A 22,181-nucleotide genomic window follows, 5' to 3' on the forward strand; every position below is an offset into this window, starting at 1 on the left:
AAGCTTTGGTGCTTGTGCCGCAATCTATCTAGGAATTTATACGTATTAAAGCCGTGGGCGGATTACACCAAAACCAGGTCTACAACACTTTGGATGGCATGCTTGGACAGGCCTTATTCAGAAGCGCGACTTTAGTTTTAAGAAGCTGAATATTTATTGCCTGTGTGACAGCCTTGGTAATATCGATTGAGTGTGCTTTAAGTTGATCAGAGACGTAATCCAGCAACGCAGTCATGATATCTCTACGAAAAATAATTTGGCACTGCTATTTTTTGTAGATGGCTTATGCATTTACGTATTAAGAATATCTATTTCGTAGGCGCATCCGGCCGTCTGCTTCTGGCCGACTCCGGTCTAATGCGACAGGCTCAAAGCGGCCAGAACGGACGTAGGGAAATAAATCTGAAGCCTGTTCGCTTAGGCCATCATCTTCTCGTAGTGCTGCTCAAAACCAGTGCGTACGAAAACCTGCCTGAATCGTTCAACATAATGACTAGGCTCGATCTCACCAAAATCTGTAAGATTTATGGCATCGGAGTGCGATTCACGATTGACATAGCGATAAAGCGCCTTGAACTCAATATCCTCCTCAGCCAACTCCTGCAATGCCTTTGCGAGCTCATCCTGTCTATGCACAAAATTGAAATAGTGCTCAAGGATATTCCGCATCATGTTGGGGATGACAGATACTGAGGTTCGACCTGCCTGGGCGTCTTTAATCGCCTGCCAGAAGGATTGGTAATCGTTCTGCACATCAGTTGCCTTCATTGGGACGACACTGCTGTATTGCGCCTTGGTGATTCTGAATAACGAACAATCATCAGCCTTCTTCAGATGCTTGAGCATTTCATGAAAGAAAAAAAGATTATGGGTCAGGATGAAAACCTGCTTGAACCGATCCTTTGGGCTTAACACCCTCCGATAGATCAACGATGCGATATCGTAAACATAGTTGTGCGACAGGCTGGAAATTGGATCATCAATAACGATGACGCGATTTGTCTTGAGCTTACCGCTCTTGCTATCTAGGTCTCCATTGCAAACCTCTAGAAAGTACAGGAACGAAATCAACGTCTTTTCGCCCTCGCTCAGGGTCTTGAAGACGCCCTGCTGCTGAACCGGTCTTTCCAAGCGGTAACGGGGCAAATCGCCTTCCTCCCGCACCACCAAGAAACCTTTGAGACCCAGCGTACTGAGCGACGCGTTGATGCTGTCTATCGACTGGTCAATATTGGTTATCTTTGCCCTGTTTGTACGTGATCAACGGGCGCAAGTGGTTCATCACCAACGCCTCGCACCCCGACTGCCGGCTGCTGATCGTGATGGGCAAGACCGATCCGCAAGCCGACACGCACCATCAGCAGAGCATGATCCTTGTGCCCTTCGATACGCCTGGTGTCGAGCTGGTGCGCAACATCCCGGTGATGAACCACATCGCTCCCGAGGGCCACAGCGAGCTGGTGCTGCGCAACGTGCGGGTTCCGCTTGGCAACCTGTTGGGCCGGGAGGACGAGGGCTTCATGATGGCGCAGGCGCGCCTCGGGCCGGGGCGCATCCACCATTGCATGCGTTCGATCGGCATGGCGGAGCTGGCGCTGGAATTGATGATCGAGCGCTGCCAGGAGCGCAAGGCGTTCGGCCGCTACCTGCAGCAGTATTCCAACATCGCAGACCGGATCGCCGAATCGCGTATCGAGATCGAGCAGGCGCGCCTGCTGGTACTGAAGACCGCCTGGATGATCGACGAAGTGGGAGCGAAGGCAGCCCGCAAGGAGATCGCCATGATCAAGGCGTTGGTGCCGCGCATGCATACACGGGTGGTCGACCGGGCCATGCAGGCGTACGGCGCCATGGGTCTGACACCGGATACGCCATTGGCCGACATGTGAACCGGCGGCCGCGCGCTGCGTTATGCTGATGGTCCCGACGAGGTCCATCTGCGCAGCATCGCGCGCATGGAGATCAAGGCCAGCGAAGCGAATCGAGGTGCAACCGCGGCCTACCTGACGCCGCCTGGACGGAAGTGAACGACGGTGATGCGGGCGGCTCCCCAGGCGGCGCCGCTTCGGCCGGGAGACAGTGCAGAGGATATCGTCTAGGCTGAGTCTTACGTGACTAAGCGGCACGGCATTGACTTGGCGCAATGAAACAGCTCCCAAGGACGTGAGGTTGATCAGCGTCAAGGATGGCTTGGGGCGACATCCCTAACATGGCGACTACATCCAGCAGTGGAAGTAAGGTAAATCCATGAAATCCCTAGGTTTTGCAGTCGTCGGCACCTCGCGCCGCTGGGTAGCTGGCTTTACGATCCTCCTGGCTTTGATGTTCTGTGTATCCGTGGCACAGGCAAAAGAGTACGAAGCAGAGCAGCAACGCATCGAGTTGCTTTTCCCGAAAGTCACCGAAATTTCCGAGCCCGAGGGCGAGTACCAGGTGCGCACCCTTGCGGACGGGGTGGGCACGATCTACGGGTACGCCTTCCAGAGCATCAACGTCACGGACATGCCGGCCTACTCCGGCAAGCCGATCAACATGCAGATCCTGCTCGACCCCAAGGGCGTCATCGTCGATGCCTACATGCTCGAGCACCACGAACCCATCGTGCTCATCGGTATTCCCGAGCAGAAGGTTCACGACTTCAACGCCAACTACAGCGGCATCCACGTCGACCAGCGCGTGGTAGTCGGTCGTTCCAGCGACAAGAGCGCGGTCACGGTCGACGCCGTTACCGGCGCCACCGTGACCGTGATGGTGATCAACGAGATCGTCATGCGTGCGGCCCATACCGTGGCCGTGGATCTGGGGCTGGTCGAGGCGGGCGCCACCGCGCGCCCCAAGCCGGCGCTGGTGCGCGAGGACGTCTTCCAGCCGACCAGCTGGACCGAGCTGGTGGGCAATGGCGCCATCCGTCGCATGCACCTTACCCGTGGCCAGGTCGACGATGCCTTCAAGGGCACCGAGGCCGAGGGTGTCGACGTTGCCGCAGCGGAGCAGCGCGACGAAACCTTCATCGATCTCTACGCCACGCACCTGAACCCGCCGACCATTGGCCGCAACCTGCTGGGCGAGCGTCAGTACGCCGATCTGATGGCGAACCTCAAGCCGGGCGAGCATGCCTTCGCGGTGCTGGCCAACGGCGAATACTCATTCAAGGGCTCGGGTTACGTGCGTGGCGGCATCTTCGATCGGGTTCAGCTGCGCCAGTTCGGCGACACCATCAGCTTCCGCGACCTGGACTTCATCCGTCTGTCCGACGTGTATGCCGAAGGCATGCCGGAATTTTTCGAGATGGCGATCTTCACTGCCCGCGAGCAGTATCGCTTCGATCCGGGCTCGCCCTGGAACCTCGAGCTGCTGGTGCGTCGCCAGGTCGGCCCGGTGGAGAGCATCTTCACCAGCTTCGAGATGCCCTACGTGATGCCCGAGGAGTACATCGAGCGGGTACCGCTGACTGCCGAAGAGCTGGCCGCCATCGAGGAAGCCAACCGGCCGCTGTGGGTCAACATCTGGTACCAGAAGAGCTTCCAGGTGGGGGTGATCCTGGTCGCGCTGGCGCTGCTGACGGTCATCCTCTTCCTGCAGGACAAATTCACCCAGCATCCCAACTTCCTCAAGCGGCTGCGCCATGGCTACCTGGTCTTCACCGTGGTGTTCATCGGCTGGTATGCCCTCGGGCAGCTGTCGGTGGTCAACGTGCTGACCTTCGTCCATGCGCTGGTGCAGGACTTCCGCTGGGAGCTGTTCCTGACCGATCCGGTGATTTTCATTCTCTGGGTATTCACCGCCGCCAGCATCCTGCTGTGGGGGCGTGGCGTGTTCTGCGGCTGGCTGTGCCCCTTCGGCGCCCTGCAGGAGCTGATCAACGAGGCCGCGCGCAAGCTGAAGATTCCCCAGTACGACCTGCCCTTCGGCGTTCACGAGCGGCTCTGGGCCATCAAGTACATCGTGCTGCTGGTGCTGTTCGGCATCTCGCTGGAATCCATGATGATGGCCGAGAAGGCCGCCGAGATCGAACCCTTCAAGACCGCCATCACGCTGAAGTTCGACCGCCAGTGGTGGTTCGTCGCCTACGCGGTGTTCCTGCTGGTAATCAACATCTTCACTCGCAAGGTCTATTGCCGCTACGTCTGCCCGCTGGGCGCGGGGCTGGCGATCACCGGTCGCTTCCGGCTGTTCGACTGGCTCAAGCGGCGCAAGGAATGCGGCAACCCCTGTCAGATCTGCGCCAATGAATGCGAAGTGCAGGCGATTCATCCGGACGGGCATATCAACCACAACGAATGCCATTACTGCCTGGACTGCCAGATGACCTACCACAACGAAAACAAGTGCCCGCCGCTTATTCAGAAGAACAAGCGCAAGAAGCGCGACAAGAAAGCGCCGGTCGGGGCCGAGCTGATCCCTGTAGTGCAAGTGGTGGAATCCTGAGTGATCGCCACCGGGCGAAACGCTCAAAACTGGTCGGTCGACCGTGTTGAAGATGTTCAATTAGGAGCAAAACCCATGAGCGACAATGATTCCAAGAACACCCCGCAAACGCTGGAGAAGGACGGCCTGAGTCGCCGCGGCTTCCTCGGCGCAAGTGCCCTGACCGGTGCCGCGGTGGCGGCCACTGCCCTGGGTGGTGCCGTCATGAGCCGCGAAAGCTGGGCGGCAGCCGTCAAGGACGCACAATCCAAGATTCACGTCGGACCGGGCGAGCTGGACGAGTACTACGGCTTCTGGTCCGGCGGTCACCAGGGCGAAGTCCGCGTGCTGGGCGTACCGTCCATGCGCGAGCTGATGCGTATTCCGGTGTTCAACGTCGACTCCGCCACCGGCTGGGGCCTGACCAACGAAAGCCGCGCGATCATGGGCGACAGCGCCAAGTTCCTGAACGGCGACTGCCACCACCCGCACATCTCCATGACCGACGGCAAGTACGACGGCAAGTACCTGTTCATCAACGACAAGGCCAACAGCCGCGTCGCGCGTATCCGCCTCGACATCATGAAGTGCGACAAGATGATCACCGTGCCGAACGTGCAGGCGATCCACGGTCTGCGTCTGCAGAAGGTGCCGCACACCAAGTATGTCTTCGCCAACGCCGAGTTCATCATCCCGCACCCGAACGATGGCAAGGTCTTCGACCTGCAGGACGAGAACAGCTACACCATGTACAACGCCATCGATGCGGAAAGCATGGAGATGGCCTTCCAGGTGATCGTCGACGGCAACCTCGACAACACCGACGCCGACTACACCGGCCGCTTCGCCGCCGCCACCTGCTACAACTCGGAGAAGGCCTTCGACCTGGGCGGGATGATGCGCAACGAGCGTGACTGGGTGGTGGTATTCGACATCCACGCGATCGAAAAAGCCGTCAAGGCCGGCAAGTTCATCACCCTGGGCGACTCCAAGGTACCGGTGGTCGATGGGCGCAAGAAGGACGGCAAGAACAGCGAGTTCACCCGCTACGTGCCGGTGCCGAAGAACCCCCATGGCCTGAACACTTCGTCCGATGGCAAGTACTTCATCGCCAACGGCAAGCTGTCGCCGACCTGCTCAATGATCGCCATCGACATGCTGCCCGACCTGTTCGCCGGCAAGCTGAAGGACGAGCGTGACGTGGTGGTCGGTGAGCCGGAACTGGGTCTCGGCCCGCTGCACACCACCTTCGACGGTCGCGGCAACGCCTACACCACGCTGTTCATCGACAGCCAGGTGGTCAAGTGGAACATGGAAGAGGCCCGTCGCGCCTACAAGGGCGAGAAGGTCAACTACATCAAGCAGAAGCTCGACGTGCACTACCAGCCGGGCCACCTGCACGCCTCGCTGTGCGAAACCAGCGAAGCCGACGGCAAATGGCTGGTGGCGCTGTCCAAGTTCTCCAAGGACCGCTTCCTGCCTACCGGCCCGCTGCACCCGGAAAACGATCAGCTGATCGATATCTCCGGCGACGAGATGAAGCTGGTGCACGACGGCCCGACTTTCGCCGAGCCGCACGACTGCATCATGGCCCGTCGCGACCAGATCAAGACCAAGAAGATCTGGGACCGCAACGATCCGTTCTTCGCGCCGACCGTGAAGATGGCCGAGAAGGACGGTATCAACCTGACTACCGACAACAAGGTCATCCGCGACGGCAACAAAGTCCGTGTCTACATGACCTCCATGGCGCCGGCCTACGGCATCACCGACTTCACCGTGAAGCAGGGTGACGAAGTGACTGTCGTGGTGACCAACACCGACCAGATCGAAGACGTGTCCCACGGCTTCGTGGTGGTCAACCATGGCGTGAGCATGGAGATCAGCCCGCAGCAGACCTCGTCCATTACCTTCGTGGCGGACAAGCCCGGCCTGCACTGGTACTACTGCAGCTGGTTCTGCCACGCGCTGCACATGGAGATGGTCGGCCGCATGATCGTCGAGCCGGCCTGAGGCCAGGTGTTGGTCGTGGGAGCGGTGGATGATGCCATCGCGCAGCGTGGCGCCGAGTCGCTCCAATGATCATTTCCAACCCGGCGAACTGGCTTCGCCGGGTTCCCGAACCCGCCTGACGCTGAAGAGAAGGTAATTGATGTGCTCAGATTTCAGGCTATGCGTGCGTGCTACACCCTGGCGCTTACCGCGCTCATGATTCCCGCGGGAGCCGCCCTGGCGGAACCGCAACCGCTCACCTCGCTGCCGCTGCAAGCGCAGGGCGAGAACCGCTGGACACTGCCCGCCGGCGAATACACCGGACAATTCATCATCGATCAACCGCTGGCGCTGCACTGCGCGCCGGGTGCGGTGATCAAGGCGCCGGGGCAAGGCAACGTCCTGACCGTGCGCGCAGCGAACGTGACCATCGAGGGGTGCGCGCTGCGTGACTGGGGGCGCGACCTCACGGCGATGAACGCGGCGATCTTCCTCGAACCGACCGCCACCGGCGCGCAGATTCGCAACAACGACCTGCAAGGGCCGGGCTTCGGCATCTGGGCCGATCGCAACCGTGACCTGCTGGTCGAAGGCAACCGTATCGAGGGCGACCTCGGCCTGCGTTCCCAGGATCGCGGCAACGGCATCCACCTGTTCTCCGTGCGCGGTGCCCGGGTCATCGACAACCATGTCTGGAACACCCGCGACGGCATCTACATCGACAACTCCAACGGCAACAGCATCGAGCGCAACCTGTTCGAGGACCTGCGCTACGGCGTGCACTACATGTTCTCCCACGAGAACCGCGTGATCGCCAACATCACCCGCCGCACCCGTACCGGTTACGCGCTGATGCAGAGCCGCAAACTGACCGTGATCGGCAACCGCTCCGAGCAGGATCAGAACTACGGCATCCTGATGAACTACATCACCTACTCGACCCTCAAGGACAATTTCGTCACCGATGTCGAGCGTGGCGATACCGGTGGCGACAGCATGATCAGCGGCGGTGAAGGCAAGGCGCTGTTCATCTACAACTCGCTGTTCAACACCATCGAGAACAACCACTTCCAGCGCAGCGATCTGGGTATCCATCTGACCGCCGGCTCGGAAGACAACCGTATTTCCAGCAACGCCTTCGTCGGCAACGCGCAGCAGGTCAAGTACGTCGCCATACGGACTCAGGAGTGGTCGGTCGACGGGCGCGGCAACTACTGGAGCGACTACCTGGGCTGGGACCGCAACGAAGACGGCCTGGGCGACATCGCCTACGAGCCCAACGACAACGTCGATCGCCTGCTGTGGATGTATCCGCAGGTGCGTCTGCTGATGAACAGCCCGAGCATCGAAGTGCTGCGCTGGGTGCAGCGCGCGTTTCCGGTGATCAAGTCACCGGGCGTACAGGACAGCCATCCGTTGATGAAGCCGCCTACCCGAGGCGTGACAGAGGAACCGATGAACACAACGCAGAGGCCCCACTCATGAATGCCGTCGAGATCCAGGGCGTCAGCCAGCGTTACGGCAACATGACCGTGTTGCATGATTTGAACCTGAACCTCGGCGAAGGCGAGGTACTGGGGCTGTTCGGCCATAACGGCGCCGGCAAGACCACCAGCATGAAACTGATTCTCGGCCTGCTGCAGGCCAGCGAAGGGCGCGTCCAGGTACTGGGTCGCGATCCGCGCACCACCGACGTGCGCCGCCACCTGGGTTATCTGCCGGAGAACGTCACCTTCTATCCGCAACTGACGGGGCGCGAGACCCTGCGTCATTTCGCGCGCCTGAAGAGCACGCCGCTGGGCCAGGTGGACGATCTGCTCGAGCAGGTCGGCCTCGCCCACGCCGCCGATCGCCGCGTGAAGACCTATTCCAAGGGCATGCGCCAGCGGCTCGGCCTGGCGCAGGCGGTGCTCGGCGAGCCGCGCCTGCTGCTGCTCGACGAACCTACCGTGGGGCTCGACCCCATCGCCACCCAGGAGCTCTACCTGCTGATCGATCGGCTGCGCCAGACGGGTACCAGCGTGATCCTCTGTTCCCACGTGCTGCCCGGCGTGGAGGCGCATATCAACCGTGCGGCGATTCTCGCCAAGGGGCGCCTGCAGGCCATCGGCAGCCTCAAGCAGCTGCGCAGCGAGGCCGGCCTGCCGGTGCGTATCCGCGCCAGTGGCATCAGTCAGAGCGAGGCCTGGCTGGAGCGCTGGGCCAATGCGGGGCACTCGGCGCAGCGTCTCGGCGAGGATGGCGTCGAGGTGATCGCCATCAACGGCCACAAGCTGCCGTTGCTGCGTGAGCTGCTCGGGGAAAGCGAACCCGACGATGTGGAAATCCACCAGCCTTCGCTGGAGGATCTGTACCGCTATTACATGGAGCGCGCCGGCGATGTGCAGGCCGCGGAGGGCAGGGTATGAACCAGGTCTGGAACATCGCCCGCAAGGAACTCAGCGATGGCCTGCGCAACCGCTGGCTGCTGGCCATCAGCCTGTTGTTCGCGGTGCTGGCCGTGGGCATTGCCTGGCTCGGTGCGGCCGCCTCGGGGCAGGTGGGGTTCACCTCGATTCCGGCGACCATCGCCAGCCTGGCCAGCCTGGCCACCTTCCTGATGCCGCTGATCGCGCTGCTGCTGGCCTATGACGCCATCGTTGGCGAGGACGAAGGCGGCACGCTGATGCTGCTGCTGACCTACCCGCTGGGGCGCGGCGAGATCCTGCTCGGCAAGTTCGTCGGCCACGGGCTGATCCTTGCCCTGGCGGTGTTGATCGGCTTCGGCGGCGCCGCGCTGGCCATCGCTCTGCTGGTCGAGGATATCGAGCTGGGCCTGCTGCTCTGGGCCTTCGGTCGCTTCATGGTTTCCTCCACGCTGCTGGGCTGGGTGTTCCTTGCCCTGGCTTACGTGCTCAGCGGCAAGGTCAACGAGAAATCCAGCGCCGCCGGCCTGGCGCTGGGGATCTGGTTCCTGTTCGTGCTGGTGTTCGACCTGGTGTTGCTGGCGCTGCTGGTGCTCAGCGAAGGCAAGTTCAGCCCCGAGTTGCTGCCCTGGCTGCTGCTGCTCAACCCCACCGACATCTACCGGCTGATCAACCTGTCCGGCTTCGAAGGCGGCGGCGCCATGGGCGTGCTGTCGCTGGGCAGCGACCTGCCCGTGCCGAACGCCGTGCTCTGGCTCTGCCTGTTGGCCTGGGCAGGCGCATCGCTGCTGCTGGCCTATGGCATCTTCCGTCGGCGCCTGGCCTGACTTTCTGGAGGGAAACGAATGATGAACAATCTGTACCGTACCGGCGCCCAGGCGCTGCTCGCGATGCTCCTGGCATTCGGGCTGGCCGCCTGTGGCGACAAGCAAGAAGTCCAGCAATCGCTCGACCCGGTGGCTTTCCATGAAAGTGACGAATGCCACGTCTGCGGCATGATCATCGCCGACTTCCCCGGCCCGAAAGGCCAGGCGGTGGATAAGGCCGGCGTGAAGAAGTTCTGCTCCACCGCCGAGATGCTCGGCTGGTACCTGCAGCCGGAAAACAAGCTGCTCGATGCCAAGCTCTATGTGCATGACATGGGCAAGAGCGAATGGGCGCACCCCAGCGACGAGCACCTGATCGACGCCCGCACGGCCTGGTACGTCGCCGGTACGCCGCTCAAGGGCGCCATGGGTGTCTCCCTGGCCAGTTTCGCCGACGAGCAGCAGGCGCAGCAGCTCGCTGCCGAGCATGGCGGACGGGTGCTGCGCTTCGAAGAGATCGACCATGCGGTGCTGCAGCAGGGCGCGGACATGCAGCATCACGACATGCATGAGCACATGTCCGAAACCGAACACAACGATCACGCGGGTCATTGACCGCATTCGACGCAATCGAGGTAAGCAAAATGATGGGTATCAGCATCTGGCAGCTTCTGATCATTCTTCTGATCGTGGTCATGCTGTTCGGCACCAAGCGCCTGCGTGGCCTGGGCTCGGATCTGGGCAGCGCGATCGCGGGCTTTCGCAAGTCGGTGAGCGAGGGTGAAAGCACGGCCCAGGTGGAGCCGGTCAAGCCGGAACTCAAGTAAGGGCTTCTGCTCCGGGTTCACCGAAGGGCGGACCCGGCCCGCTGGAGGCACGCTTCTCCCAGTTCTCTTCCGCCAGGAAGAGAAGGCTTCGTATCACCCAGGCCACAGCCCATCGCGTGCAGGTGCGTCACGCTGGGTATCGCTTCGCTCATGCCATTCTGCGGTGCGGTTCTGCGGACTGCCGGTGACCGGCTTCTTTCGTTCGTTGCTAGGGTCTGTTGCCATTTCGTGCGCGGCTCGCGACGAAACGGCAACAGACCCTACACCGTATTTCGCCCCACCGGCTGTCGCTTTCCCCTCGCCTCGGTAAAAAGCTGATTGCAATCAAGTCTGTCGAGGCCGCCTACCCTGTAGAAAGTAGTCCTGGCTCCCGCATTGGCTGGAGCGTCGTTTCCGCCGCGCAGTGACGCTTTTGTGCGGCGGGCTTAGAAGAAAACCCTGGAGGCCTTCCGTGCAAGTAGTCGACCGGCGAAAAGCCCTGAGTATCCCGCCTGTCTGGCGTCTCGCCTTTCGTCCTTTCTTCCTCGCTGGCGGCGTCTATGCGCTGCTGGCGATTCCGCTCTGGGTCGCGGCCCGGACGGGTTTCTGGCCCGGTTTCCAACCCACTGGCGGCTGGCTGGCCTGGCACCGTCACGAAATGCTGTTCGGCTTCGCCATGGCCATCGTCGCTGGCTTCCTGCTGACCGCGGTCCAGACCTGGACCGGTCAGGTGGCGCCTTCCGGCAACCGCCTGATGGGCGTGGCGCTGATCTGGCTGGCGGCGCGCCTGGGCTGGCTGCTCGGGTTGCCGGCGCCACTGCTAGTGCCGCTGGATCTGCTGTTCCTGCTCGTCGTCGCCTGGATGATGGCGCGCATGCTCTGGGCCGTGCGGCAGCAGCGCAACTACCCCATCGTGGTGGTGCTGACGCTGATGATCGGTGCCGATGCGCTGATGCTGGCCGGCGTGCTGCAAGGCAATGACGCGCTGCAGCGCCAGGGCGTACTGGCGGGGCTTTGGCTGGTGGCGGCGCTGATGGCGCTGATCGGCGGCCGGGTGATTCCTTTCTTCACTCAGCGCGGCCTGGGACGTACGGCGCAGGTCAAGGCCTGGCCCTGGCTCGACTGGTCGCTGCTGGTCGGCAGTGCGCTGATCGCGCTTCTGCATGCAGTTGGCGTGGCGCTGGCGCCCCATGCGCTGATCGGGCTGCTGTTCCTGGCTATCGGTCTGGGACATCTGCTGCGCCTGATCCGCTGGTACGACGCCGACCTCAGAAAGGTGCCGCTGCTGTGGTCGCTGCACCTGGCGATGCTCTGGCTGGTGGTGGCCTGCTTCGGCCTGGCGCTGTGGCATTTCGGCGTGCTGGCGCAATCCAGCCCCGCTTTGCACGCGCTGAGCGTGGGGTCCATGAGCGGGCTGATCCTGGCAATGATCGCGCGCGTCACCCTCGGTCACACCGGCCGGCCGTTGCAGCTGCCGGCGGGCGTGGTCTGGGCCTTCGTGCTGTTCAATCTGGGCGCCTTCGCACGCGTATTCCTGGCGACCGCATGGCCTGTGCCGGGGCTCTGGCTGGCGGCGATCTGCTGGGCGTCGGCCTTCGCGCTGTATGTCTGGCGCTACGCACCGATGCTGGTCACCGCGCGGGTCGACGGGCATCCGGGCTGAGTGCGATGCCGGCCCGTTCAGGTCTGCCGGCGAGAGTTCCAAACCGCTGTCCGTTCCCGGAGGGGAGGGGCAGCTTGCGGCTCGGCAATGTCGAGCATCGGAGATGATGATGAAAAACGATTTTCAGGATCGCCTGGCGGTCGTCACCGGCGCCAGCTCGGGCATAGGACTGGCGCTGTGCACGGCACTGCTGCAACGCGGCGCCCGGGTGCTGGCGATGTCCCGCGCGCTGGGCGGACTGGAGCCGCTGCTGCAGACCTACGCGGAGCAACTGGTCTGGCTGGCGGGCGACGTGACCGTGCCGGCCGACTTGCAGGCCTTGCGGGCACGCGCCGCGCAGCTGGGGCAGGTCGATTATCTGGTGCCCAATGCCGGTATCGCCGAGCTGGCGGATGGCCTCGACATGGCGGCGTTCGATCGGCAATGGGCGGTCAACGGAGCGGGTGCGTTGAACACGCTAGGGGTGTTGCGTCATGAGCTGGCGAAATCCTCTTCGGTGGTCTTCATCGGTACCTTCCTGATGCGCTCGACCTATCCTGGCCTGGCGGCCTACATCGCCAGCAAGGCGGCGTTGGCGGCGCAGGTCCGTACCCTGGCGGTGGAGTTCGCGCCGCTGGGCGTGCGCATCAACATGGTTTCGCCCGGCCCTACCGCGACGGCGATCTGGGGCGCCCTGGGCCTGTCGGACGAGCAGCTCGAGGGCGTGGCCGATGGCATCGCCCAGCGCCTGCTGCCGGGGCATTTCCTGGAATCGGCCGCGGTGGCCAACGTGATTCTGTTTCAGCTGTCGCAAGGAGCGCGTGGCGTCTACGGTCAGGATTGGGTCGTCGATAACGGCTTCACCCTGAGCTGAAAGAGCGAGGAACCCTCGATGCTGTTTGGATGGAAGAAAACGGCGCGCAAGCTGCAGCAGGAACAGGACCGCCTCCAGGCGACCTGTGACGAGCAACGCCTGCGGATCGCCGAACTGGAGCAGGAGCTGGAGGCCGCCAGGCAGGCCAATCGAACCAGCGGTCGGCAGTTCGATTATTACCGCGGCGTGGCCGGCAACCTGATTCGCTTCAGCCACTCGATCGCGCATCTGGGGGATTCGTTCGAATACCTCACCGGACAGCTGGGCCAGAACAAGGCGCATGCCGAGCAGGTGGCCTCGGCGGCACTGAGCAACCAGAAGCATTTCGGCGAGCTGCAGAGCAAGGCTTCGGACATGGAGAGCGGGCTCAACCAAGCCTCGCACAAAGTCGACACCCTGGCCGGCCATTCCAAGGAGATCAACGGGATCGTCGATCTGATCAGCGGAATCGCCAGCCAGACCAACCTGCTGGCCCTCAACGCCGCGATCGAGGCTGCCCGGGCCGGTGAGGCGGGGCGCGGCTTCGCCGTGGTGGCCGGGGAGATTCGCAGCCTGGCGGAAAAGACCGCGCTCGCCACCGAGGACATCGTGCGCAAGATCGGCGAAGTCCAGGCCGAAATCGCCAGCGTTCACGACTACATCCAGTTGCAGGGCAAGCTCGCCCAGGGTTTCAGCCAGACCACCGAGCTGGCCGTCGGCGCCATGCGGACCCTGCATCAGCTGGCCGGCAGCATGCGGCATGGCATCGACAATTCGTCGTTCCGTGCCGGTATCGAACTGGCCAACCTCGACGAGTTGTCGCTCAAGTTCGTCGTCTACAATCAGCTGCTCGGCAGCGATACCCAGGGCAGCGCGCAGCTGCCCAGCGAGCGCGAATGTCGTTTCGGCCGCTGGTACTACGGGGAAGGCAACCGCGAGATGCAGGACCTGGAGCACTTCCAGCGGATCGAGTGGCCGCACACCGCAGTGCACGATCAGGGCCAGGCCGCCATCGATGCCTTCCAGGCGCAGCATCTGGAGAAGGCATTGCGGCATCTTGAGCAGATGGAAGAAGCCAACCTGGAAGTGATGCGCATCGTCGCCGCGGTGGTGGAGCAGTACGGACGTCAGGCCTACGCGGCGATCGCTTGAAGCCGCGCATCGCTAATGTTTCGCGTACCGTCGAAGCGTCACATATATAGCAAAAAAATTGCGCTATAACGGCAACACTATTCATTAGAGATAACTCAACGGTCGGTCGACAATGGGCGGCATTCCCAGCCGACGCGGCCGCTTGCCGCGCTCACGAACCTGACCTCACGAAGGAGTGGCAGGTGCGCGGCATGCCTGTGTTCCCCAGGCGCGTGCGTAGTTGCCTCATGCACGTCCATGATCGAAGCGTCCACATCGGCATCTCCCCTCTACAACTACCGCGTCGTGCGTCAGTTCACCCTGATGACGGTGGTGTGGGGAATCATCGGCATGGGCCTGGGCGTGTTCATTGCGGCGCAACTGGTCTGGCCGGTATTGAATTTCGATCTGCCCTGGACCAGCTTCGGTCGCGTACGGCCGATGCACACCAATCTGGTGATCTTCGCCTTCGGCGGTAACGCGCTGTTCGCGACCTCACTCTATGTGGTGCAGCGCACCAGCCGTGTTCGCCTGATCTCCGATAGCCTCGGCGAGTTCGTCTTCTGGGCCTGGCAAGCCGCGTGCGTCGCCATGGTGGTCAGCTACGCGCTGGGCTACACCACCTCCAAGGAATACGCGGAGATGGAATGGCCGATCGCCGCCTGGGTGACCCTGGTCTGGCTGGCCTATGCCTACCTGTTCTTCGGCACCATCGCGTATCGCAAGGTCAGCCACATCTACGTGGGCAACTGGTTCTTCGGCGCCTTCATCATCGTCACCGGCATGGTGCACGTGATCAACCACGCGCTGGTGCCGGTGAGCCTGATGAAGTCCTACTCGGTCTATTCCGGCGCCACCGACGCGATGATCCAGTGGTGGTATGGGCACAGTGTGGTGGGCTTCATCCTCTCGGTGGGCTTTCTCGGCATCATGTATTACTTCGTGCCGAAGCAGGCCGAGCGGCCGATCTATTCCTATCGCCTGTCCATCGTGCATTTCTGGGCGATCATCTCCCTGTACATCTGGGCCGGCCCGCATCACCTGCACTACACCGCACTGCCGGATTGGGCGCAGAGCCTGGGCATGGCGATGTCGGTGATTCTGCTCGCGCCCAGCTGGGGCGGCATGATGACCCTCTCCGGCGCCTGGCATAAGCTGCGCACCGATCCGGTGCTGCGCTTCCTGGTGGTGTCGCTGGCGTTCTACGGCATGTCCACCTTCGAAGGTCCGATGATGGCCATCAAGACCGTCAACGCCCTGTCCCACTACACCGACTGGACCATCGGCCACGTACATGCCGGCGCCCTCGGTTGGGTGGCGATGATCTCCATCGGCTCGCTGTATCACCTGATTCCGCGGCTCTACGATCGCAAGCAGATGTACAGCGTTCGGCATCAGGTGCCGCGGCCAGGGCTGCGGGAATCAGGAGGAGGGGCGCCAGGGCGAGCCCCAAACGTGATACTGCGTGTCGGGACACTGTCATGACGTCCTCCAGGACGCTAGGTTACTTCTGGCTAAGAACCCACTCGGCGAGGATCTTGGCTTCTTCTTCGGTTACAGCATTTGGCGGCATCGGGATCGGACCCCAGACGCCCTGGCTGCCGTTCTTGATGTGGCCGGCAAGCAGGTCGGCTGCGCCTTCCTGGCCCGCGTATTTGGCGGCGACTTCCTTGAATGCCGGGCCAACCAGCTTGGCATCGATGCTGTGGCAGGCTGCGCAAGGCTTGCTCTTGAACAGCGCTTCGCCGTCCTGAGCAATCGCCGGTTGCAGCATCAGCGCGCCGCTCAGGGCGAACAGCGGAACCAGGATTTTTTTCATGAGTACTTCCTCAAGGCTAATTGAGGGGAGGATCTGAGCCCGCCCCGGTGGAAAAACCCAGCAACAAATGTACTGGGTGGATGCACGTTAAATTTACCGATATGGGTAAGCAAGCTTTTGTTCCGGATCACTGTTTCCATTCGCAGGCGATGCATCTCCCGGCGCAAATGTCATTGCGGCGACAAGTTGAGCATGAGCCAGCGCGGTCGGGTGAGTCCTTGACTGGGATCAACCTAACAGACCGTTGAAAACCCGTTGCGTTGGCAATGTGGCGCGGGAGCGGCCTGTTACGGCGCAAGCCTCGTCTTGCAGGGTGCTGTCGAAGCGGAGCGGGCCGGCATTGCGCCAACATCTTTAGACAGGCCCGCTTTTAGCAGAAACGCCGAACGCAATGCACCTTGGTTTCCCGATAGACCGCCAAAGAAACCCGAAAGCGCCCCACCTACAGGAAGCCAGCGCGTAGGAAAGGCCAGCGTTTGAAACCGCGTGGACATTTCAAGCAATGCGAACAGGATGATTAGGCTGCCAATGACAGCTTTCACTGTCGTTATTTCGAAACTTGACCCTGCAATGCTGTAGTGCCAGAGAGGCGGCAGTTGGTCGAAGAACGTCAGTGAGCCTGCGCCCAGGATTGCCGTGAGGGCAGCCGGCACGCTGAACTTCACCACAACCGACCAATCAGCCTGCTGGGCCATCAACCCGAGCTTGAAGAGATTGTTGGCGAAGTGCACCACGGCGGTGGCCGCAACAGCGAGCGGCAAGGGGAAGAAAAGGGCAAACACTGGCATCAGTGCCGTCCCTAGGCCGAAGCCAGAGAGCAACGTCAGCCCGGAAGCCAGCAGTGCTGCAAAGCCGATCAGAACGAGTTCCATGATGCTCGACCTCAATTATCGATTTACGCTATCGTAGATCGAGAATTTCATCCAGCCCTGTCACAGATCAAGTAATGGCCATGACTGAAATCACTAAGACTGACCGTAGCCCTTGGGCTGTTTTTTTAATCTTCCTCCGCTTGGGGCTTACCTCCTTCGGCGGCCCAATCGCTCACCTGGGCTATTTCCGCGATGAGTTCGTGGTGCGCCGACAATGGTTGAGCGAGCGCAGCTATGCGGATCTGGTTGCCCTTTGCCAGTTTCTGCCAGGGCCGGCCAGCAGCCAGGTCGGTATCGCGCTCGGTCTGTCGCGCTCCGGCTATCGCGGCGCGCTGGCCGCGTGGCTGGGCTTCACCTTGCCCTCCGCAATGGCCCTGATCCTCTTCGCACTCGGCATCGCCAGTTATGGTGATGCAATGCCTGCTGGTGTGCTGCACGGTTTGAAGGTGGTGGCCGTGGCAGTGGTCGCCCAGGCGGTCTGGGGCATGGCGCGCAATCTGTGTCCCGATGCACCGCGTATTTCCATCATGGCGGCGGCGACCTGCTTCGTGCTGCTCGTACCCTCTGCCTGGGGGCAAGTGAGTGTCATCATCCTTGCAGCCATCGTCGGCCTGCTGCTGTTCAAACCACAGCAGGGCGAGGCCCATGATCCACTACCGATCAGCGTGCGACGTCGCGTTGGCTTGTTCTGGCTGGCCCTGTTCTTAGCCCTGCTACTGGGGCTGCCGTTGCTAGCAGCTGTGTTCCCGAACCAGACATTGGCGATGGTGGATGCCTTCTACCGCGCCGGCTCGCTTGTATTCGGTGGCGGGCATGTCGTGCTGCCGCTGTTGCAAGCGGAGGTCGTACCAACAGGCTGGGTCGACAATGACGCATTCCTCGCGGGCTATGGTGCGACGCAGGCCGTGCCGGGGCCGCTGTTCACCTTCGCAGCCTTTCTCGGCGCCTCGATGAACCAAGCACCGACTGGCTGGCTTGGCGGCCTGATCTGCCTGCTGGCTATCTTTGCGCCCTCTTTCCTGCTGGTGGTGGGTGCCTTGCCGTTCTGGGAACACCTGCGCCGTAACCTACGCACGCAGGCAGCACTGCTGGGCATCAATGCGGCCGTGGTCGGCCTGCTGCTGGCTGCTCTCTACCAGCCCGTGTGGACGAGTGCGATTCATGGCCCGCAAGACTTTGGCCTGGCCCTTGTGGCACTGGTGGCGTTGATGTTCTGGAAGCTGCCGCCGTGGCTGGTCGTGCTCGGCAGCGGTGTCCTGGGCGGGCTGTTGAGCATTGCCCTGTGAGATACGGCGAATGACCGACAAAGACCTTTACGGCGGGCTTATCCGCCTGCACATCCTGCACCACGCGGCCGAGGCCCCCATCTTCGGGCTGGCCATCATTGAGGAGTTGCGACACCACGGCTACGAGCTCAGCGCGGGCACCCTGTATCCGATGCTGCACGGCCTGGAAAAGAAGGGTTATCTGCGCTCGCACCATGAGCGCACCGGGCGCCGTGAGCGGCGCATGTACGAAATTACCGATGAAGGCCGAGTTGCGCTGGCAGATGCCAAGGTCAAGGTCAGGGAGTTGTTCGGGGAGTTGATCGAAGGACACTGAAGGCCTGATCCAGAGTGCCTCCTGCTAGCTCCTCGCTTTAATGAACGCGCACCTACCGAAAAGTGGTCTATTGACTACGTCCGCTATTGGCCCAGACCGTGTAAAAACGTTGGCATCGTCCTTGCTGTGATTTGATGGATTCAAAATCAGCGGGGGACGCCAATGAAGCGCTTTATCCAGGGAGAGCACCGAGGGCAAAGCACACTGCTTCCCGAGAGCTTGGATGACTACGTGGCGGACACCAACCCGGTGCGGGTGGTCGATGTTTTCGTCGATGAATTCGACCTTGGCCTACTGGGTTTCGAGGGTGTCGTCCCGGCGGAAACCGGCAGACCCGCCTACCATCCTGCTGACCTGCTGAAGATCTACATCTACGGTTACCTCAACCGTATCCAGTCCAGTCGACGTCTCGAACGCGAGAGTCAGCGCAACGTTGAGTTGATGTGGCTGACCGGACGTTTGATGCCGGACTTCAAGACCATCGCCAACTTCCGCAAGGATAACGGCAAGGCAATCCGCGGCGTCTGTCGGCAGTTCGTGGTGCTGTGCCAGCAACTTGGCCTGTTCTCTGAAGCGCTGGTAGCCATTGATGGCAGCAAGTTCAAGGCGGTCAACAACCGTGACCGCAATTTCACCAGCGCCAAGCTTCAGCGGCGAATGGAGGAGATCGAGTCCAGCATCAACCGTTACCTGACCGCACTGGATACCGCTGATCGCCAGGAACCGGCCGTGGCGCAGGTCAAAGCCGAACGCCTCCACGACAAGATTGCGACCTTGAAAACTAAGCTGCGGGAGCTCAAGGAAATCGAGGTACAGCTCAACGAAACACCGGATAAACAGATCTCCCTGACCGATCCCGATGCCCGCTCAATGAAGACCCGGGGCAGCGGAATAGTCGGCTACAACGTGCAGGCGGCGGTCGACGCGAAGCACCACCTGATCGTGACCCACGAGGTCACGAACGACGGGGTCGATCGAGACCAACTGAGCTCCATGGCCAAGCAAGCGCGAGAGGCCATGGGTGTCGAGGAACTCTCGGCGGTCGCAGACAGAGGGTATTTCAAAGGCGAAGAAATCCTGGCGTGCCATGAGGCTGGAATCACCGTTTTCGTGCCCAAGACGCTGACCTCGGGAGCGACAGCGGCTGGTCGCTTCGGCAAAGGTGATTTCATCTATGACGCAGCCAAGAACGAGTATCGATGCCCGGCTGGGCAAAGCCTGATCTGGCGGTTCTCAAGCGTCGAAAAAGGGCTGAAACTGCACCGCTACTGGAGTTCGCATTGCCAGGGTTGTGCGTTGAAAGAGCACTGTACGCCTAGCTCAGAGCGCCGAGTGAGCCGATGGGAGCATGAGGCAGTGCTCGAAGCGATGCAGAGTCGCCTGGATCAAGCGCCTGAAATGATGCGAATCCGCCGTCAGACGGTCGAGCACCCGTTCGGCACGCTGAAGAGCTGGATGGGCGCCACCCACTTCCTCACCAAGACTCTCGACCGAGTGAGTACCGAGATGAGCCTGCATGTGCTCGCCTACAATCTCAAACGCGTGTTGAACGTGCTGGGCAGCGGTGCCCTGATGGCAGCGATGAAGGCCTGAGGCCTGTTCTACGACTCGTACCGCCCTCCAGCAGGCGTACTGAAGCCGAAAGTGCCATAGCAACCAGAATTATCGATTGCGCCTGATTGGGCCTCCGACGGCCTCCTAGACGCTGAGAAAATCCCCGGAAGTTGATGGTCATCGTTTGCTGCGTTTTTACACGGTCTGGGCCGATTTCTGCCGGTTGTGATCGGCAGTCCGTGGCCGGAGGTCGCTCCCTACCTGATTGTAGGGTTCACTCTCAGCGCTGGGAACTATTCGGCTAGCAACGTTGTAAGCCGGTTGACTCTGATTGCTTTCCGCTCCAGATCATCATCGAGATGGGTAGGCTGGATGATCAAGGTGACAGCGCGCAGAGCCATCAGTGTCCTGTAGACGCTGACGGAGGGCGAACGAGTTGTGGTGAAGGGCTGTGCATGCGGCTCGCCTCACATCGCTTCCCAATCTATTTGAGTACCCGGCGAGTGATTCTGCCCGTTTGCTGTTGTTACAGGGACCATCTGCGCTCTGGTGATCTACGCCAGTTCGCGTATGAGGTCCGGATGCTTGTTCAGGATACGGATGAGAACAGTAGCCTGGTCGTTGGGCTTTGAGCGGTTCTGTTCCCAGTTCTTGAGAGTCGCTGGCTTGGCGTGAATGGCCTGCGCAAATACACCCTGGGACATCTGCAGCTTTTCGCGCAGTGCGACGATTTCCGCACCTGTCGCGGGTTCGATTGGCTTGTATTCAACCTTTTGAGTACGCAGCGTACGCTTGCCTTCACGTGCTGCGGCCAAGTCGTCAAAGCCTTCGATCAATTCGGAAAAAATATCGCGTTTGGTCATGGTGCTTGCCTCGCCTTCACTTCGCGCTCAAGGAGCGCTTTCAGCTGCCTACGCTGGTCACTGCTCAGGTCATCGAGTTCGTCTTTGTCATACAGGGTGAAGAGCCAGAACTGCAGACCGCGGAGCCAGTAGTAGTAAATCACCCGAACGCCACCTCGCTTCCCCTTGTTGCGCCTGACCGATCCGAAACGGACCTTCCGTAGACCACCGCTGTTGGCGATGACTGCGCCTGCCTCCGGGTTGGTCAAGAGCATCTGCTGGAATAGCGAGTACTCGTCATCATCGAGGTGGGCTTTTCGGTTGCGCTCAAAGGGTGACAGTTCAACGAACAATGCTTTCATTTGTATGCGCTATTTGCGTATATTTAATGGAGAGTGTCTTCTTGTCAAGAAAGAGGCTTGTTGGCCAGATACAACAAATGCGGCAGCCTGAGTGGGCTGCCGCTAAGACTCTCTTCTGACAGGCGCGCTGCGAGGGGATATCTTGTGCCTGATGCGATCAGGCGATCTCCTTGTGTGATCTGTGATCCGGCAGCATCACCTGAGTTTCTGCCGGGCTGACCCGCTCGATAAACCTGGCCAGTTGCTCGGCTGGATCGCCTTCGCGCCTTACCAAGTAGGTGGTTAGCATCGATGCACAGCCGTCTAGCGGCCTGGCCACGACGTCCGGATTGTTGAGTTCGTTGATGCGCGCCAGGCTGGAGAAGCCCAGGCCGTAACCCGCGGCCACCAACGCCATCATCAGATCCAGAGTTGGAACGCGGTCAGCAATAGTCAGTCGCGTATCCACGGCGCCCAGCACCCGCTGCAGCTGTTGCCAGAAGCCTTCGCAAACTTGCGGATCGCAAAGGACCAACGGGTAGCGCACCACCTCGTCGAGCGGCACGCGCCGGTAGCTCAGCAGTGGGTGGCGGGCAGGTACCGCCACAACCAGCGGATCGAACCAGACCGGCTCGGCCACCAGGCCATCGCCAACCTCGTCGGACTGTGCAAGTCCGATGTCGAACAGGTCGTCGTTCAGGCCCCTGACCTGCTCGCTAAAGGTGACTTCTGAGAGGCAGATCTCGACCTCGGGTTCTTCCTCGCGGCACTGGGCGAGCAGGGCGGCCAGGCGTGCCTGGGGTATACCGTCGGACAGCGCGACGCGAATACGTCCGCGGTAGCCGGCCGCCGCGCTCTTGACGCTGGCCTTGGCCTGGTCGACCACGGCCAGCACCCGACGCGCTTCTTCCAAGAGCACCTTGCCGGCCCAGGTCAGGCGCGTGCGCCGCGTGGTGCGCTCGAATAGTTGCACGCCCAGGCGGTACTCCAGCTCTTTGATGATCCGCGACAGGGGCGACTGTTCGATATGCAGGCGCGCGGCGGCACGGGCGAAGTGCAGTTCTTCTGCGACGGCGATGAAACAGCGAAGGTGGCGCAGTTCCACGGCC

Annotated in this window: 18 protein-coding genes and 3 pseudogenes; 15 read left to right on the forward strand and 6 right to left on the reverse strand. The window is 61.3% G+C overall.

Annotated features, from left to right (window positions below; genetic code table 11):
• Positions 1–417: 417 nt before the first annotated feature.
• Positions 418–1,251, reverse strand: a pseudogene (locus JLK41_RS12555) (AAA family ATPase); the annotation flags it as partial.
• A gap of 2 nt (positions 1,252–1,253) precedes the next feature.
• On the opposite strand from JLK41_RS12555, the pseudogene JLK41_RS12560 reads away from it, so the two are divergent.
• From JLK41_RS12560 to JLK41_RS12615, 12 genes and pseudogenes are all read left to right on the forward strand, one after another.
• Positions 1,254–2,027: pseudogene (locus JLK41_RS12560) on the forward strand (acyl-CoA dehydrogenase family protein); the annotation flags it as partial.
• 220 nt (positions 2,028–2,247) lie between these two features.
• Complete coding sequence (nosR, locus tag JLK41_RS12565; protein ID WP_210391150.1) at positions 2,248–4,428, forward strand: transcriptional regulator NosR; 2,181 nt, start codon at positions 2,248–2,250, stop codon at positions 4,426–4,428.
• A 75-nt stretch (positions 4,429–4,503) separates the two neighbouring features.
• Positions 4,504–6,420 (forward strand): TAT-dependent nitrous-oxide reductase, encoded by a 1,917-nt coding sequence (gene nosZ / locus JLK41_RS12570; RefSeq protein WP_210391151.1) that lies wholly within the window; start codon positions 4,504–4,506, stop codon positions 6,418–6,420.
• 159 nt (positions 6,421–6,579) lie between these two features.
• Positions 6,580–7,884 carry a nitrous oxide reductase family maturation protein NosD gene (locus JLK41_RS12575; protein WP_417312581.1) on the forward strand — a complete coding sequence of 435 codons (1,305 nt, stop codon included), beginning with the start codon at positions 6,580–6,582 and terminating at the stop codon, positions 7,882–7,884.
• Entirely contained in the window at positions 7,881–8,807 is a 927-nt protein-coding gene (locus JLK41_RS12580; RefSeq protein ID WP_014851515.1) for an ABC transporter ATP-binding protein, read from the forward strand. Before JLK41_RS12575 ends, JLK41_RS12580 begins: the two co-directional genes overlap by 4 nt.
• Positions 8,804–9,631, forward strand: a complete 828-nt coding sequence (locus JLK41_RS12585) for an ABC transporter permease (RefSeq protein WP_014851516.1) — start codon at positions 8,804–8,806, stop codon at positions 9,629–9,631. Before JLK41_RS12580 ends, JLK41_RS12585 begins: the two co-directional genes overlap by 4 nt.
• 21 nt (positions 9,632–9,652) lie before the next feature.
• The gene (locus tag JLK41_RS12590) at positions 9,653–10,225 is read left to right on the forward strand and encodes a nitrous oxide reductase accessory protein NosL (RefSeq protein WP_047585943.1); all 573 of its coding nucleotides are present in this window, start codon (positions 9,653–9,655) and stop codon (positions 10,223–10,225) included.
• Between the two features lie 29 nt (positions 10,226–10,254).
• On the forward strand, positions 10,255–10,437 hold the full coding sequence (tatA, locus tag JLK41_RS12595) for a twin-arginine translocase TatA/TatE family subunit (protein ID WP_014851518.1): 183 nt from the start codon (positions 10,255–10,257) through the stop codon (positions 10,435–10,437).
• A 451-nt stretch (positions 10,438–10,888) separates the two neighbouring features.
• Positions 10,889–12,079, forward strand: coding sequence for an NnrS family protein (locus tag JLK41_RS12600; RefSeq protein ID WP_210391152.1), 1,191 nt, complete (start codon positions 10,889–10,891; stop codon positions 12,077–12,079).
• A 109-nt stretch (positions 12,080–12,188) separates the two neighbouring features.
• Positions 12,189–12,932, forward strand: a complete 744-nt coding sequence (locus JLK41_RS12605) for an SDR family NAD(P)-dependent oxidoreductase (protein WP_047585950.1) — start codon at positions 12,189–12,191, stop codon at positions 12,930–12,932.
• Positions 12,933–12,950: 18 nt separating this feature from the next.
• A complete protein-coding gene (locus JLK41_RS12610; RefSeq protein WP_196250598.1) occupies positions 12,951–14,063 on the forward strand; it encodes a methyl-accepting chemotaxis protein in 1,113 nt (370 codons plus the stop codon).
• A gap of 237 nt (positions 14,064–14,300) precedes the next feature.
• Positions 14,301–15,431, forward strand: a pseudogene (locus tag JLK41_RS12615) (cbb3-type cytochrome c oxidase subunit I); the annotation flags it as partial.
• Positions 15,432–15,546: 115 nt separating this feature from the next.
• On the opposite strand, the gene JLK41_RS12620 reads toward JLK41_RS12615, so the two are convergent.
• Both JLK41_RS12620 and JLK41_RS12625 read right to left on the reverse strand, forming a co-directional pair.
• Positions 15,547–15,861 carry a c-type cytochrome gene (locus JLK41_RS12620; RefSeq protein WP_014851536.1) on the reverse strand — a complete coding sequence of 105 codons (315 nt, stop codon included), beginning with the start codon at positions 15,859–15,861 and terminating at the stop codon, positions 15,547–15,549.
• 287 nt (positions 15,862–16,148) lie between these two features.
• Positions 16,149–16,733: a TSUP family transporter gene (locus JLK41_RS12625; protein ID WP_080757027.1), complete on the reverse strand. Its 585-nt coding sequence runs from the start codon at positions 16,731–16,733 to the stop codon at positions 16,149–16,151.
• Between the two features lie 80 nt (positions 16,734–16,813).
• Here JLK41_RS12625 and chrA point away from each other — a divergent pair, with 80 nt between their 5' ends.
• The 3 genes from chrA to JLK41_RS12640 all read left to right on the forward strand — a co-directional run bounded on the left by chrA (position 16,814) and on the right by JLK41_RS12640 (position 19,928).
• On the forward strand, positions 16,814–18,019 hold the full coding sequence (gene chrA / locus JLK41_RS12630; protein ID WP_196250622.1) for a chromate efflux transporter: 1,206 nt from the start codon (positions 16,814–16,816) through the stop codon (positions 18,017–18,019).
• A gap of 10 nt (positions 18,020–18,029) precedes the next feature.
• On the forward strand, positions 18,030–18,335 hold the full coding sequence (locus JLK41_RS12635) for a PadR family transcriptional regulator (RefSeq protein ID WP_047588115.1): 306 nt from the start codon (positions 18,030–18,032) through the stop codon (positions 18,333–18,335).
• A 162-nt stretch (positions 18,336–18,497) separates the two neighbouring features.
• Positions 18,498–19,928 (forward strand): IS1182-like element ISPa7 family transposase, encoded by a 1,431-nt coding sequence (locus tag JLK41_RS12640; protein ID WP_210391153.1) that lies wholly within the window; start codon positions 18,498–18,500, stop codon positions 19,926–19,928.
• Between the two features lie 515 nt (positions 19,929–20,443).
• On the opposite strand, the gene JLK41_RS12645 is transcribed toward JLK41_RS12640, so the two are convergent.
• The 3 genes from JLK41_RS12645 to JLK41_RS12655 form a co-directional block, all read right to left on the reverse strand.
• Positions 20,444–20,752: a helix-turn-helix domain-containing protein gene (locus JLK41_RS12645; RefSeq protein WP_124148941.1), complete on the reverse strand. Its 309-nt coding sequence runs from the start codon at positions 20,750–20,752 to the stop codon at positions 20,444–20,446.
• Positions 20,749–21,093 carry a toxin gene (locus JLK41_RS12650; RefSeq protein ID WP_047588122.1) on the reverse strand — a complete coding sequence of 115 codons (345 nt, stop codon included), beginning with the start codon at positions 21,091–21,093 and terminating at the stop codon, positions 20,749–20,751. The genes JLK41_RS12645 and JLK41_RS12650 overlap by 4 nt, the downstream gene beginning before the upstream one ends.
• Before the next feature lie 157 nt (positions 21,094–21,250).
• Positions 21,251–22,177: a LysR family transcriptional regulator gene (locus tag JLK41_RS12655; protein ID WP_210391154.1), complete on the reverse strand. Its 927-nt coding sequence runs from the start codon at positions 22,175–22,177 to the stop codon at positions 21,251–21,253.
• Between the last annotated feature and the right edge of the window lie 4 nt (positions 22,178–22,181).

Origin of the sequence: Ectopseudomonas khazarica, from assembly GCF_017915135.1 — a bacterium.
In the GTDB taxonomy this organism is placed as follows: Bacteria; Pseudomonadota; Gammaproteobacteria; order Pseudomonadales; family Pseudomonadaceae; genus Aquipseudomonas; species Aquipseudomonas khazarica.